Here is a 14,787-nt window from a genome sequence, read left to right on the forward strand (position 1 = left end):
TATTTTTAAAAAGAAGTTTATTTTTTAACGTATAAAATAGACTATATACAATAAAAAATGTGTATACAAAAGATAAAAAATGCAGATCAATTAATGGATGATACGAAATATTCTGTAAAATGAAAAAATAATAAATTGACAAGAAGAAAGAAATTAACAAAGTATATTTTTAATATAAGAAAGTTATTGAAAAATCAATACTATAGAGAAAAGAATGAATATAAAGAAAAATATAACTATTGATTTTAAATATTCATAATAATTTAAATGTATCAAAAGTAGATGAGATTATAAAAATTTATTGAAATGGCAGTTTAAATGGCTAGATAGTAACATTTGTGCATGATAAGTGATAAATATAAGACAAAAAAATGCATTTGAAAATTCTAAAAAATAAGACTATTTTTTATATTATTGACATATATTTTTCTCAAATATATAATTAGAATCATATTTTAAAAGTTTATTTTTTATAGATTGCAAACGTTAGCAATCGAATTTATTTTTTTGTTTAAAGGGAAAATTTTAAAAAATTAAAAGAATTATTTCACTCAAGGGGGAAGTAGAAAATGGAACACAAAAAAAGTAGTAAGGACATTATAGTATTTGGGTTTGCATTATTTGCAATGTTCTTTGGAGCTGGGAACTTAATATTCCCACCATACTTAGGGATTATAACAGGACCAAAATGGTTAATATCTTTCATAGGATTTACATTTGCAGATGCAGGACTTGCGCTTTTAGCAGTTATGGCTGCAACAAAATTCGATGGAGATCTTAACAAAATGTTCTCTAGAGCAGGAGAAAAACTTGGAATAGCTATTGGATGTGCAGATATACTTTGTATAGGGCCACTTTTAGCAATACCAAGAACAGGAGCAACAACTTACGAAATGGGTATAATGCCTATATTTGGAGATAAGATACCTGTTGTTTTGTTCTGTATAGTATTCTTTACAATAACTTATGTATTAACAATAAAACCATCAAAGGTTATAGATATAGTAGGACGGTTCTTAACTCCTGCATTATTAATAGCACTTGCTGTTATAATAGTAAAAGGTGTTATATCACCACTTGGACCTATCATAAAAGAACCAATGATAGAAGGTGTTGTAGCAGAAGGTATAGCACAGGGTTATCAGACAATGGATGCCTTTGCAGCAATAGCACTTGCATCAGTTCTTATAGTATCAATGAATGAAAAGGGATACACTACAACTAATGAAAAATTAAAAGCTATAATAAAAGCTGGAGCTTTAGCTTGTATAGGACTTGCATTAGTATACGGTGGACTTTGCTACTTAGGTGCAACAGTTTCTTCATTTAATGATGTAAATGTTGTTCAGACTCAGGTTATAGTTAATATAACTCAGGGATTACTTGGAAATGTTGGTAAAACAGTACTAGCGGTAGCAGTTGCATTAGCTTGTTTAACAACTTCAATAGGTCTTACTTCTGCAACAGGACAGTACTTCACTAATCTAACAAAAGGTAAGATCTCTTATGGGAAAATAGTACTTGCTGTATGTGTATTCTCAGCTTGTATGGCATCTATAGGTGTTGGAGCTATAATAAAATTTGCATCACCAATATTAAGTATAGTATATCCTCCAACAATAGTTCTTATAGTACTTGCATTCTTCAATGAAAAAATAGAAAATGACAATGTATATAAATTTGCTACATATATGTCTTTAATAATAAGTTCATTAACAGTACTACAGAGCTATGGGGTAAATGTACCATTTATAAACTCACTTCCATTTGCACCATTAGGATTCAACTGGATAGTTCCAGTAATAATAGCAGGATTAATTGGAAACTTTGTAAAATCTAACAAAGATAGCAATAAAAAAACTTGCTAAAATTAAAGAAAATTATAATAAATAGTTATGGTTAAAAATTAATCGAAATTATAACTATTTATAAAAAAAGATAATTGATAGTATATATCAATAATAATATAGTTTTAATTTGATAAAAGAAAATGAAGTATTTATGGAAATAACAATAAATTTTTAAGTGAATTAAAATAAAAATAAATAAAAAGTTTTGAAATGAAAAACGCTGTATTTCTAATGAGTACAGCGTTTTCTTTTATTTCATAAATTTTGTGAAAATTTTATAAATTAAAAAAATGTTGACATAGTCATATTGTAAAATGTATAATAAAGCCAGGTTAAGAAATTATTAAAATTTTTGGAATAATAAAAAAATAAAAAATAATTAGTCTTAAGGAATTATAAGTCAAATACGGAGGTGCCAAAATGGGTAAACAGAAAGTAGAATTTAAAGATTTAATGGTAGTTGGTTTCGCATTATTCGCTATGTTCTTCGGAGCTGGTAACTTAATTTTCCCACCTTACCTTGGAGTAGAATCAGGATCTAGTTGGTTTACGGGATTTGTAGGATTCTTATTCGCAGATGGTGGTTTAGCATTATTAGCGGTAATCGCAGCTACAAGATTTAGAGGGGATACGTCAAAACTGTTTGATAGAGCTGGGCATAAGCTAAGCGTTGTGTTAGGTTCAGCAATAGTAGTATGTATAGGGCCACTTCTAGCAATACCTAGAACAGCTGCTACAACATATGAAATGGGTATATTACCAACAATAGGACCTGGATTTAATGCTGTACTATTCTCAGTAATATTCTTTGCATTAACATTAGTATTAACAATAAAACCTTCAAAGGTTGTGGATATAGTAGGTCAGTTCTTAACACCTGCATTATTAATAGCTCTTGCTATATTAATAGTTAAAGGTGTAATATCTCCATTAGGAGAAATAAGACCAGATACATTAGTTCCATCAGTATTCGCAGAAGGTGTTAACCAGGGATACCAGACAATGGACACATTAGCAGCAACAGTATTCTCTACAATAGTTATAGTATCTATAATGGAAAAAGGATATGATAATGAAAAACTTATGGTCAAAGCTACTATAGGAGCAGGTGCAATAGCTGTTATAGGTATGGGTCTTGTATATGGTGGACTTTGCTACTTAGGTGCAACAGTTTCTACTCAGTATGGAATAGAAGTAGAACAGACTGCATTAATAGTTTCAATAACTGAAGCTTTATTAGGACAGACTGGTAAAGTTCTTCTAGCTATAATAGTTGCTTTAGCATGTTTAACAACAGCTATAGGATTAACTTCAGCAGCAGGAAGATACTTCTCAGGATTAACAAATGGAAAATTAAAATATGAACATATAGTAGTTGCAGTATGTGTATTCTCAGCAGTAATATCTAACTTTGGTGTTAGTACAATAATAAAATTCTCTGCTCCAATACTAAGCATAGTATATCCAGCTACAATAACATTAATACTATTATCATTATTTGGACACAAAATTAAAAATGACAATGTATTTATATGTGCAACATATATGGCATTATTAATAAGTGTTCTTACAATAGCAGGTGTTGAATTTATAGTTAAACTTCCTGGATATCAGTTCGGATTTAACTGGATTTTACCAGTAGCAGCAGCTGCAATAGTAGGTAACTTTATACCATCAAAATCAACTAAAAGAAATTAAGTTAAAGTTTAAATAATAAAAATAATTATATTCCAATAGAAGGCCGTCGGTTTAACTGACGGTCTTTTATTGTATATAGATTTATTGTATATAGAATCTCCAGTTTCACTGGGAGGGGTCCTTTTTTAATGAATAAAGCTAGATTTTAATGTATAATTATATTTATAGAATAAAATTGAACAACAAAGAATAGGAGAAATACTATGAGAAATAAGAGTGTAAAAGAAATTAAAGAAATTGCAGATAATTTAAGTGAAGATAAATACCTAGAATTTATAGAAGAGTTAAAAGGAGATGATAGAAAATCTGTAAATAAAATAGCTGTTAGTTTGGCTAAAAAATTAGATAAGATAAGACTTGAAGAGGAAAGACTTGAAAGAATAAATGCATACGAAAATGAAGGATATGAAAAAGGATATACATATATAGCAGGTGTAGATGAAGCTGGTAGAGGGCCACTTGCAGGTCCAGTGGTAGCTGCTGTAGTAGTATTAAAAAAAGGAACGAAGATAGCTGGAATAAACGATTCTAAAAAATTAAGTGAAGAAAAAAGAAATGAGCTATTCGATATAATTAAAGAAGAAGCTCTTGACTATGGAATAGGTATAGTTGGAAATGAAGAAATAGATGAGTACAATATATTAAATGCTACATATATGGCTATGAGAAAAGCTTTAAACTGCCTTAAAAAAGAGCCAGATTATATACTAGCAGATGCGGTTCATATACCAGATGTAGATATAGAGCAGAATTCTATAATAAAAGGAGATGCAAAATCTATTTCGATAGCTGCAGCTAGTATACTTGCAAAAGTTACAAGGGACTCTATAATGTATCAGTATGATGAAATATATCCAGAATATGGATTTGCACATCATAAAGGTTATGGAACTGCGGAACATTATAAAGCAATAGATGAAAATGGAATAACTCCAATCCATAGAAAAAGCTTTTTAAAGAATGTTATATATTAATATAAAACTTATATAGTAATATAAAATAAGAAAATAACAAGGTTATTGTGATATAATAAAATAAGGCATAATAGTCTGAAAATTTTTTTAATCTGGGGGATAAAAAATGGATTACAATGAAATGCTAAAAAATGCTAGAGAAAAATTAAATGGAAGTTGTAAAGTTTGCAAAGTTTGTAATGGTGTAGCTTGTGCAGGAGAAGTTCCAGGTATGGGTGGAAAAGGAAGTGGACAGGCTTTCATAGAAAATGTAAGAGCTCTTGAAAGAGTTAAATTAAATATGAGAGTTATACACAATGCAGCTGATCCTGATACTTCTATAGAATTATTTGGTAAAAAAATGGATGCACCTATATTTGCAGCGCCAATAACAGGAACAACTCTTAATATGGGTGGGCAGTTGACAGAAAGAGAGTACATAGAACCAGTTGTAGAAGGATGTGCTAATACTGGAATATATGCTATGGTAGGAGATACTGCTGTTGATGCATTCCTTATAGAAAATTTAGATGTTTTAAAATGTCATGGTGGAAATGGTATAGTATTTATAAAACCTTGGGACAATGAAAATATAATCAAAAAAATAAGATTAGCTGAAGAAGCAGGTGCATTTGCTGTAGGTGTTGATATAGATGCTTGTGGATTAGTTACTCTATCTTTACATGGAAAACCAGTTGTTCCTAAGGATTTAGAACAGATAAAAGAATTAGTTAAATCTACTGAGTTACCATTTATACTAAAAGGTATAATGACTGTAGAAGATGCTTTAATGGCTGTTGAGGCAGGTGCAGATGCAATAGTAGTATCTAACCACGGAGGTAGAGTATTAGACTTTACACCAGGATCTGCTGATGTGCTTCCTGAAATAGCTAAGGCTGTAAAAGGAAAAATAAAAATACTTGTAGATGGTGGAGTAAGAACTGGTGTTGATGTTGTTAAGATGCTAGGTCTTGGAGCAGATGCTGTATTAATAGGTAGACCATTTGTAACAGCTTCATTTGGAGGAGCTACAGATGGTGTAGAAACTTATGTTAATAAAATAAAATCTGAAATAAAAGGTGCTATGATATTAACAGGATGTTCAAACATATCTGAAATTGATGAAAAAGTAATATATAGATAAGATTTTATGAGGTTGTTGCAATTTTGTAACAGCCTCTTTTTATACTTAAAATCAAAATAAAATTCCTCGCTAGGCTTCAGCTACGGTTTTGAACCTTCGCTTGCAGATTGTTGAGGAATTTTAATTTTGATTTCAAGCAAAAGAGCCTAGTTACAAGAATTACAACGATACTATAAAATCTTATCTATATTTAGAAAGAGGGAGGACTTGGAGAAGGTATTAATAGTTTATAAATGTTATTATAAATACTATTAATTAAAATTTATACTAAATCTAAAAGTTAGTCTTTGAGATTAACTTTTTAAGGTGTAGATTTATTAAAAATTTAAAAAGATAATAATATAATTAATTTAAAGAAATTTTTTTAGAAAAAGAAGGTAATAAAGGTTTTAATATAGAATTATAATATATACAAATAAATAAGGAGGGAAGTCAGATGACTGAAAGAAATTATGATACAGTACTAAAAGAAATTGAAAAATTTGTAAGAGAAAGAGAAGAGATCATAAAATCTGCTGGTGACTGGATAGACAGATATATTGCAGACAGAACCCTTCCTATGGAACTAAAGGACAAATGTGCTGATTGGCAACAGGAATTAATTGACGTCTTAGAAGCACAGGTTCTAGAAGCTAAAGATTATTACATGTGTGTAAAAGAAAAAATAGAAGAAATACAATAAACACACAAATCTTAGCTAACAAAATACTTAAAAATTCTACTTAATATCAAAAAATAGGTGCTATCATAAAAAATATTGTGGTAGCACTTTTTATTTTGTATATAATTAATATTTTAAAGGTGCTTTTTCCTTTTTATTATAAAATTATATATAATATAAGATTAAATACAATATAAATAACAGATTTGTAGATATTAAAAATGAAGAAAATTATTAAATATGGCGTATTTGAAAAAGTATCGTACCTATGCGACTATCTACAGACGCTGTAGGTACTCCAATTTGTTGGACTTAAAAATCTAACGATTGGAGTATTTTTTATGCCTAAATATAGCGAAGATTTTAAGAATAAAATTGCAAGTGAATATTTCGATACTGAAATTACGCAAAGTGAACTTTCGAAAAAGTATTGTGTATCACAAAGCAGTGTTTTCAAATGGATTGAAAAATATAAAAATAACTCAAAGGACTTAGCATTAATAAAAAAGTCGAAGACTAAAAGTAAGTATACAACTACATTTAAATTGAAAATTATTCAGGAATATATTGTTTCTGGATGTATGCAAAAGGAAATAGAAGTAAAATATGATTTAAAAAAAGGTACACTATCTAATTGGTTCAATCAGTTCATAAATGAAATCGGAGATGAATCGTTATGTCTTCGACCTAAAAAAAGAACTTTTTCAAAGGAGTTTAAACAAATGGTTCTTAAGGAATATATAAATGAAGAATGTAGATGTAAGGTATTAATGAAAAAATATGATATTCCTTCTCGTTCTGACATATCTAAATGGTACATGGATTACGTTAGAAAAGTCGGAGATTATTCAAAAATAGCTCCTAAAAGAGGAAATTATTCTTTTGAATATAAAATGCGTGTGGTAAAGTTATACTTAGAAGGTAATTTTTCATATCAAAGCCTAGCTGACTATCTAAATATGAGCGATAGATCAACAATAAGATTATGGGTAATAAAGTATCTAAGGTATGGGACTAGTGCCTTAAAACCGAAGGTAAAAAGAAAGGATGATAAAGAATGGCTAAATCCAAAAGTGAAAAAAGAAAGTTAGATAATATAGATGAAAAAACGTTAAAAAGAATCGAAGAACTCGAAGCAGAAAATCTTAAACTAAGAATACAGAATGAATTTTTAAAAGCAAAGAGGAGATTATATCTGGAAGAAGAAAAGCAACTTCCGAAGAAATAGCAAGAATAGTATATAATCTCCGAGGATTATTTAAATTAAAAGATATTCTTGCTGCTATCAATTTTCCAAAATCAACATATATGTATTGGCAAAAGAGATTTAACAGAAAAAATAAAGACCAGGAAATAGAACAGTTAATATTAGAAATTAGAGCTCAGCATAAAGACTATGGATATAAACGTATACATCGGGAACTTAGAAAAACTATGGTTGTTAACATAAAAAAAGTACATAGAATAGTAAAAAAATTAGGTCTACAGGTAAAATCCTTTTCAAGAAAAAGTCGTAAATATAACTCATATAAAGGTAATGTAGGTAAAACTGCAAAGAATAGATTTAGACAGAAATTTTATACAAGTGTCCCTCATCAAAAGATAGCAACTGATACTTCAGAGTTTAAGTATTATGAAAAAGGAAAAAATGGCGAAGCTATAGTAAAAAAACTCTATCTTGATGCGTTTATGGATATGTATAATAGTGAAATATTAAGTTTTAGTATATCCGAAAGACCAACTGCAAATAATGTAATGTCTGCTCTAAATAAAGCTATAGAAGTGACATCCGATTGTAAGTATAGAAGAACATTTCACTCAGATCAAGGTTGGGCATATCAGATGCATTTATATAGAAATAAGTTAAAAAAAGAACGAATTTTTCAAAGTATGTCCAGAAAAGGAAACTGCCTTGATAATGCTGTTATGGAGAACTTTTTTGGTATATTGAAACAAGAAATTTATTATGGATATGTATATAATGGCTATAACGAACTCAAATTGGCTATTGAAAATTATATAAAATATTATAATGAGAAAAGAATTAAAGCGAAGCTTGGTTGGATGAGTCCTATTGAGTATAGGCTTCGCCTTTCAGCTGCTTAAAAATGCGAGATAGTTTATTAAAACTATCTCGCAAAGTTCAACAAATTGGGACCCCTTCACGCTTTGCACAGATTTAAGGTCTTACAAGACAGAGCAAAGCGTCGAAGCCAGGAGCGAGGACGATACTTTTCAAATACGCTTTTTTAAATAAATTTATTCATTTATATAGCATCCAACTATTTCTCCAATATACATTGTATGGAAGTCATCTTTGTCAGGATAGCATTCATCAAATAATCCATCAACTAAGAATTGAGATTCTTTTAAATCATTTTTAAATAATTTTTTACAAACAAATACTAGTTTTGATTCTTCATATCCAAATCCATTTTCTAATTCAACAAGATTTAAACCTTCTACATTCATCTTGTCTATTTCTTTACCAGATTTTGTACCAAGAAGAGAAAGTTTGTCTTTAAAACCGTCTTTTAAGAATGTAAGTGTATAGTATTCACTATTATCCATAAATTCTTTAGTATATCTACTTTGTCTAACATATACAGTAGTTACATTTTTTCTCCAAAGAACTCCTACACCGCCCCAGCTTACAGTCATAGAGTTAAAAGAATCTTTATCTCCTGCCATAAGAAGAGCCCAATCATTATCTAAAAGTGTAAATGGGTTTGCATTTAATTCTTTTGGATCTATTTTTTTTAACATATAAAAACCTCCTTTAATATCCTCAAAAGAAAAATAAATATTCTTATAAATCAAATATTTCTATAAATATAATATCACAAAATTAAATTAAAAATTCATAAAATCAAAACATAAATTTAAATAAAAGTAGCAAAATATCAAAAATAAAATTCTAAAAATAAAATTATAAAACTAATAATAAAGTTATGTACTAAAAAAAATTCTAATAAAAATATAAAACTGTTGTAGATTTGTATAAAAATTGTATCGGTTGAAAATAATAAAAATAGAAGAAATATTACTGATTTTATAGATAAAAAATAGGAGGTATGAATTTATGAATAATGTAGAAAAAGGAAAAATAGGTGAGGATATAGCTACAAAATTTTTAGAAAATGGTGGTGCTATTATAAAAGAAAGAAATTTTAGGGGGAGATTTGGAGAAATAGATATAATATCGTTTTTTAATACAACAGAAATAGTTTTTATAGAGGTTAAAAGCAGAAGTACTTGCAAATATGGTTTTCCTGCAGAAGCTGTAGATAAAACAAAGCAGAATAAAATAAAAAAAACAGCTCAAGAATATATAATGAAGAATAATTTACAGGAGATTTCTATTAGATTTGATGTTATAGAAGTATATATGAGCGATAAAAAAATAAGGCATATAGTAAATGCTTTTTAGGTGGAGGTTTAGATATGATAAGTTCGATTAATTCTAGAAATATAATTGGAATAGATAGTTGTGATATAAAGGTAGAGGTCGATATTGGAAAAGGTATGCCGTCTTTTAGTATAGTGGGGCTTGCTGGAACAGAAATAAAAGAAGCCAGAGAAAGAGTTAAGTCTGCTATAACAAATAGTGGGTATAGATTTCCTAATGCGAGAATAGTTGTCAATCTATCGCCTGCAGACATGAAGAAACAGGGTTCCTTTTTAGATTTGCCGATAAGTATAGGAATACTTAGAGATAAAATACATGCAAAGGACGATGATATGAAAAAGTCTGTATTTGTAGGAGAGTTATCATTAGATGGGAGCGTAAAATCTATAAAAGGGATACTCCCAATTGTAATAGGAGCAAAAGAAAATGGATATGAGAAAATATTTATTCCAAAAGATAATTTTGAAGAGTGTAGTTTTATAGATGATATTGAAATATTGCCAGTAAATAGCCTTAAAAACTGTATATCGCTAGTAAATGGGAATATAACAAATCTTGAAATAGAAGCGATTAAGTCAGAAATTCTATCTAGAAAATGTGCAGAACATACTGAATATGAAAATATAGATTTTAGTGATATAAAGGGAAATATATATGTAAAAAGATGTGCAGAAATTTCTGTGGCAGGAGGTCACAATATGCTTATGATAGGGCCTCCAGGTTCTGGAAAGTCATTTTTGGCAAAGAGGATGACTACAATTCTTCCAGATATGAATAGAGAAGAAATGCTAGAAGTTAGTAGAATATACAGTGTTTTTTCAAGTTCAATTGAAAGAAGTGGATTAATAGAAAAAAGACCATTTAGATCTCCACATCACACTGCAACAGGTGTGTCTTTAATTGGAGGAGGAAGTGATGCAAAAGCTGGAGAAATAACTTTGGCTCATAATGGAATATTATTTTTGGATGAGGTTGCAGAGTTTAATAGAGATACACTTGAAGCATTGCGACAACCTATAGAGGACAAAGTTGTAAATATATCAAGGCTAAAATACAGCGTTACATATCCAAGTGATTTTATTTTGGTAGCTGCAATGAATCCATGCCCGTGTGGATATTATAGGTCTAACATAGAATGTAGATGTAGAAGATATAGCATAGACAGATACCTTGGAAAGTTATCAGGGCCATTTTTAGACAGAATTGATATTTTCACTGAAGTGAAAAGTGTTTCATTTGATGAGATTAACTCAACTGCAAAGAATGAAACATCTGAGGAAATAAGGAAAAGAGTTGGACTTGCTAGAAAGATGCAGCAAAAAAGGTTTGGTTTAAATAGCAGTAGATTAAATAGAGATATGAGTAGTTCGGAAATAGATAAGTACTGTAAATTAGACGAAAAATGTGAGAAGGTAATGAAGATGATTTTTAATAAATATAGGTTAAGTAATAGAAGCTATATAAAATTGCTGAAGGTAGCTAGAACTATTGCTGATTTAAATGAGAGGGAAAGAATACAAGAGAGTGATATATTGGAAGCTTTTTCTATGAGGAGAACATATTATACCTATTTTTCTAATTTACATGATTAGAATTTAATGTAATCTAAAGTAAATATAAAATGAATTAAAGTAAAGATAATTGAATCAGTGTAAAAAAGTAAAAGTAAAATGAATCATAGTGAATATAAAAAAATAGAATTAGGCTAAGTGTAATCATATAAAAAATGAGGGAGTTTATAAAATGGAAAGAAGAGATGCATACTTATGGCTTTATGGTGTTGCTGGATGTAGCAATTTAAACATAGATAAAATTGAAAGAGGAATGAGTTCAATCAAAGATATATTTGATTTTTCAGAGAAAACAATATATAATCTTGAAGGAGTAAATGATAAAGTTAAAGAGAATATCATTAAATGTAAAAATAAAATGAATGTAGATGACTATAAAGAACTTCTTTACAGAAAAAATGTAAAATATTCGGTTATTGGAGATGATGATTATCCAGATAAATTGACGAATATATACGATGCTCCAAAGGTGTTGTTTTATAAAGGAGATATATCTGCTTTAGGTAAACATTTTTCTGTTGGAGTAGTTGGTTCTAGAAAACCTACTGTATACGGTGCAGAATGTACTAAAAAATTAGCTAGAGAGCTTTCTGAGTATGGTGCTGATATAATAAGTGGACTTGCAATAGGAGTAGATGCAATAAGTCACGAGGCATCTTTTTTAGGAAAAGGGAAAACTTTTGGAGTGCTCGGATCTGGAATAGACAATCCTCTTCCTAAAACAAATATCTGGTTAATGAATAAAATTGTAGATTCTGGAGGAGCTGTATTATCAGAACATGGCATAAATAAAAAAGTTCATCCACATTATTTTGCAAATAGAAATAGGATAATAAGTGGGCTTAGTGATGGAGTTATTATAGTTGAGGCAGCTAAAAAAAGTGGGGCACTTATAACTGCTGAATTTGCTGCAGAACAAGGTAAAACAGTGTTTGCAGTACCTGGAAGTATTTTTTCGGAAAATAGCAAAGGATGCCATAGACTTATAAAAGAGGGAGCCAAATTAACAGAGAATATAGATGATATTTTAGAGGAATTTGAAGTATTTAAATTTAAAATACTTGAAAAAGAAAGAAAATATGATACTATAGAAAAAGCCGATAAAAATATGGATTTAAATGATAATGAGAATATAATAGTTGATATTATCAGAAAAAATGGTAGTATAGATATTGATTCTCTATGCTTAAAGGCTAAGCTAGGGATTGAAATATTAAATCCAATTATAGAAAAATTAAAACTGTACGAACTTATTTTCGAAATCGAAAAGGGGGTGTACAGTATGAAAATATAGAAAATTAATGACGGAGGTGTGTTTTTTGGCAAAAATATTAGTTATAGTCGAATCGCCAGCAAAGGCTAAGACAATCGAAAAATTTCTTGGTAAAAGCCATTACACAGTAAAAGCATCTGTTGGTCATGTTAGAGATCTTCCTAAAAGTAAGTTAGGAATTGATATAGAAAATAACTTTGAACCAGGATATATAAATATAAGGGGTAAAGGAGATCTTATAAAAGATTTAAAAAAAGCAGCTAAAAAAGCTAGTAAAGTATACCTTGCAACCGACCCCGATAGAGAAGGAGAAGCAATTTCTTGGCATCTTGAGCATATATTAGGAATAGAAAATGACGAGCCTTGTAGAATAGAGTTCAACGAAATAACTAAGGACGCTATCAAAAAGGCGATAAAAAGTCCTAGAAAAATAAATTTAGATTTAGTTGATGCTCAGCAGGCCAGAAGAGTTATAGATAGATTATTAGGCTATCAGATAAGTCCAGTGCTTTGGCAGAAACTTAGAAAAGGACTTAGTGCTGGTAGAGTGCAGTCTGTTACTACAAAATTAATCTGTGATAGAGAAAAAGAAATAAATGCATTTGAGCCAGTGGAATATTGGACAATAGATGCTAAGTCTGAATCTAAAACAGGTGAGGATATAGACTTCAAATTATCTGCTATAGACGGTAAAAAGGCCGAAATACACAATGAAGAAGAAGTAAATAAAATATTAGAAATAATAGAAAATAAAGACTTACATGTTGTAAAAATTGAGTCTAAAAAAAGAAAGAAATCTGCACCAAAACCATTTACAACAAGTGTGCTTCAGCAGGAAGGTGTTAATAGATTAGGATTCTCAACTAAGAAAACTATGATGATTGCACAGGAGCTATATGAAGGTATAGATGTAAAAGGCGAAGGAACAGTAGGGTTAATTTCTTATATAAGAACAGACTCTAATAGAATATCAGAAGAAGCAAAAGGTAAGGCTGAATCATATATAAAAGAAACTTTAGGAAATGAATACTATAAAGAAGAGAAAAAATCTTCAGAAAAGAAAAATTCTAAAAAGGTTCAGGATGCACACGAGGCTATAAGACCAACATCTGTAGATAGAACTCCAGAAAGTATAAAAGATTCTTTAAGTAAAGACCAGTATAAACTTTACAACTTAATTTGGAGAAGATTTGTTGCAAGCCAGATGAGTGATTCTGAATTTGAACTTATGAATGTAGAATGTCAGATAGAGAACTATACATTTAAGGCTACAGGCTCAAAAATGATATTTGATGGTTATACAAAAGTTTACAACTTCTATGATAGAGAAGATAGAATTTTACCTGAAATATCAGAAGGAGACGATTTAAAAGTTAATGGAATATTCCCAGAACAGCACTTTACTCAGCCGCCAGCTAGATATACAGAGGCGAGCTTAGTAAAAACTCTTGAAGAGCTTGGAATAGGTAGACCTAGTACATATGCACCTACAATAGCTACTATATTAAATAGGGAATATGTAGAAAAAAGTGGCTCAAGCCTTCAGCCAACTGAACTAGGAATACTAGTTACAGAGATATTAGAAGCAAACTTTGCAAAACTTATGGATGTAGATTTTACAGCTAAATTAGAAAATGAGCTTGACACAATAGAAGAAGGTGAAGCTAATTGGAAGGAAGTTGTAAAGGAATCTTATGAACCTTTTGAAGAGGCAATAAAAGAAGCACTTGAAAATATTGAAAAGGTAAATATGGATGTTGAAACTGACGAGATTTGCGAGCTTTGTGGATCTAATATGGTGATAAAATACGGTAGATTTGGTAAATTTATGGCTTGTAAAAACTATCCAGAATGTAAAAATACTAAACCTATAGTAAATAAAATAGGCGTAAAATGTCCTAAATGTGGTGCAGGTGAGATAATTGTCAGAAAAACTAAAAAAGGAAGAGCATTCTATGGATGTAGTAAATATCCAGATTGTGATTTTATAGAGTGGAATAAACCAGTTGAGGAAGTATGTCCAGAATGTGGCTCTTATATGACTGAAAAAGTATCTAAAAAGGGTAAAAAACATCTTTGCTCTAATAAAGAATGTGGATTTGAAAAGACTGTAGAAGAAGATAATTAATAAATTTAATAAAAACTAGATTCTGAGCAGCAATTTTTTTGAATTGTTGCTTAGAATTAAACAATTCCGAAATAAATTAAAATTAAAAATAGTATAAAAA

13 protein-coding genes are annotated in these 14,787 nt (G+C 29.6%); 12 read left to right on the forward strand and 1 reads right to left on the reverse strand.

The annotated features are described in order from the left end of the window. Positions 1-569: 569 nt before the first annotated feature. From brnQ (ACK2WO_RS05945) to ACK2WO_RS05980, 8 genes are all read left to right on the forward strand, one after another. The gene (brnQ, locus tag ACK2WO_RS05945) at positions 570-1,868 is read left to right on the forward strand and encodes a branched-chain amino acid transport system II carrier protein (protein ID WP_414698717.1); all 1,299 of its coding nucleotides are present in this window, start codon (positions 570-572) and stop codon (positions 1,866-1,868) included. 402 nt (positions 1,869-2,270) lie between these two features. Beyond that, a complete protein-coding gene (brnQ, locus tag ACK2WO_RS05950) occupies positions 2,271-3,548 on the forward strand; it encodes a branched-chain amino acid transport system II carrier protein (protein WP_414698718.1) in 1,278 nt (425 codons plus the stop codon). Between the two features lie 203 nt (positions 3,549-3,751). After that, on the forward strand, positions 3,752-4,522 hold the full coding sequence (locus tag ACK2WO_RS05955) for a ribonuclease HII (RefSeq protein WP_414698719.1): 771 nt from the start codon (positions 3,752-3,754) through the stop codon (positions 4,520-4,522). A 106-nt stretch (positions 4,523-4,628) separates the two neighbouring features. Beyond that, positions 4,629-5,645, forward strand: coding sequence for an alpha-hydroxy-acid oxidizing protein (locus ACK2WO_RS05960; protein WP_414698720.1), 1,017 nt, complete (start codon positions 4,629-4,631; stop codon positions 5,643-5,645). Positions 5,646-6,081: 436 nt separating this feature from the next. After that, positions 6,082-6,327 (forward strand): hypothetical protein, encoded by a 246-nt coding sequence (locus ACK2WO_RS05965; protein WP_414698721.1) that lies wholly within the window; start codon positions 6,082-6,084, stop codon positions 6,325-6,327. Between the two features lie 320 nt (positions 6,328-6,647). Continuing rightward, complete coding sequence (locus ACK2WO_RS05970) at positions 6,648-7,397, forward strand: transposase (RefSeq protein ID WP_178411908.1); 750 nt, start codon at positions 6,648-6,650, stop codon at positions 7,395-7,397. Further along, on the forward strand, positions 7,364-7,534 hold the full coding sequence (locus tag ACK2WO_RS05975) for a hypothetical protein (RefSeq protein WP_158573270.1): 171 nt from the start codon (positions 7,364-7,366) through the stop codon (positions 7,532-7,534). Before ACK2WO_RS05970 ends, ACK2WO_RS05975 begins: the two co-directional genes overlap by 34 nt. A gap of 5 nt (positions 7,535-7,539) precedes the next feature. Beyond that, the gene (locus ACK2WO_RS05980) at positions 7,540-8,412 is read left to right on the forward strand and encodes an IS3 family transposase (RefSeq protein ID WP_414698735.1); all 873 of its coding nucleotides are present in this window, start codon (positions 7,540-7,542) and stop codon (positions 8,410-8,412) included. A 153-nt stretch (positions 8,413-8,565) separates the two neighbouring features. Here ACK2WO_RS05980 and ACK2WO_RS05985 read toward each other — a convergent pair whose 3' ends face one another. Further along, positions 8,566-9,072: a flavin reductase family protein gene (locus tag ACK2WO_RS05985; protein WP_414698722.1), complete on the reverse strand. Its 507-nt coding sequence runs from the start codon at positions 9,070-9,072 to the stop codon at positions 8,566-8,568. Positions 9,073-9,388: 316 nt separating this feature from the next. Between ACK2WO_RS05985 and ACK2WO_RS05990 the strand changes: the two genes are divergently transcribed. The 4 genes from ACK2WO_RS05990 to topA all read left to right on the forward strand — a co-directional run bounded on the left by ACK2WO_RS05990 (position 9,389) and on the right by topA (position 14,687). Next, positions 9,389-9,736 (forward strand): YraN family protein, encoded by a 348-nt coding sequence (locus ACK2WO_RS05990; protein ID WP_414698723.1) that lies wholly within the window; start codon positions 9,389-9,391, stop codon positions 9,734-9,736. Between the two features lie 14 nt (positions 9,737-9,750). Beyond that, complete coding sequence (locus tag ACK2WO_RS05995; RefSeq protein WP_414698724.1) at positions 9,751-11,307, forward strand: YifB family Mg chelatase-like AAA ATPase; 1,557 nt, start codon at positions 9,751-9,753, stop codon at positions 11,305-11,307. Positions 11,308-11,458: 151 nt separating this feature from the next. Further along, the gene (gene dprA, locus ACK2WO_RS06000; RefSeq protein ID WP_414697050.1) at positions 11,459-12,580 is read left to right on the forward strand and encodes a DNA-processing protein DprA; all 1,122 of its coding nucleotides are present in this window, start codon (positions 11,459-11,461) and stop codon (positions 12,578-12,580) included. A gap of 25 nt (positions 12,581-12,605) precedes the next feature. Then, positions 12,606-14,687, forward strand: coding sequence for a type I DNA topoisomerase (gene topA / locus ACK2WO_RS06005; RefSeq protein WP_414697051.1), 2,082 nt, complete (start codon positions 12,606-12,608; stop codon positions 14,685-14,687). The last annotated feature ends 100 nt before the right edge of the window (positions 14,688-14,787 follow it).

This window comes from Peptacetobacter sp. AB845, from assembly GCF_047528295.1.
Taxonomy (GTDB): domain Bacteria; phylum Bacillota; class Clostridia; order Peptostreptococcales; family Peptostreptococcaceae; genus Peptacetobacter.

Coding starts and splice junctions, on each gene's coding strand:
- ACK2WO_RS05990 (WP_414698723.1), top strand. CDS start 9,389: ATGAATAATGTAGAAAAAGGAAAAATAGGTGAGGATATAGCTACAAAA.
- ACK2WO_RS05985 (WP_414698722.1), bottom strand. CDS start 9,072: ATGTTAAAAAAAATAGATCCAAAAGAATTAAATGCAAACCCATTTACA.
- ACK2WO_RS05975 (WP_158573270.1), top strand. CDS start 7,364: ATGGCTAAATCCAAAAGTGAAAAAAGAAAGTTAGATAATATAGATGAA.
- ACK2WO_RS05995 (WP_414698724.1), top strand. CDS start 9,751: ATGATAAGTTCGATTAATTCTAGAAATATAATTGGAATAGATAGTTGT.
- ACK2WO_RS05955 (WP_414698719.1), top strand. CDS start 3,752: ATGAGAAATAAGAGTGTAAAAGAAATTAAAGAAATTGCAGATAATTTA.
- brnQ (WP_414698717.1), top strand. CDS start 570: ATGGAACACAAAAAAAGTAGTAAGGACATTATAGTATTTGGGTTTGCA.
- dprA (WP_414697050.1), top strand. CDS start 11,459: ATGGAAAGAAGAGATGCATACTTATGGCTTTATGGTGTTGCTGGATGT.
- ACK2WO_RS05970 (WP_178411908.1), top strand. CDS start 6,648: ATGCCTAAATATAGCGAAGATTTTAAGAATAAAATTGCAAGTGAATAT.
- ACK2WO_RS05960 (WP_414698720.1), top strand. CDS start 4,629: ATGGATTACAATGAAATGCTAAAAAATGCTAGAGAAAAATTAAATGGA.
- ACK2WO_RS05965 (WP_414698721.1), top strand. CDS start 6,082: ATGACTGAAAGAAATTATGATACAGTACTAAAAGAAATTGAAAAATTT.
- brnQ (WP_414698718.1), top strand. CDS start 2,271: ATGGGTAAACAGAAAGTAGAATTTAAAGATTTAATGGTAGTTGGTTTC.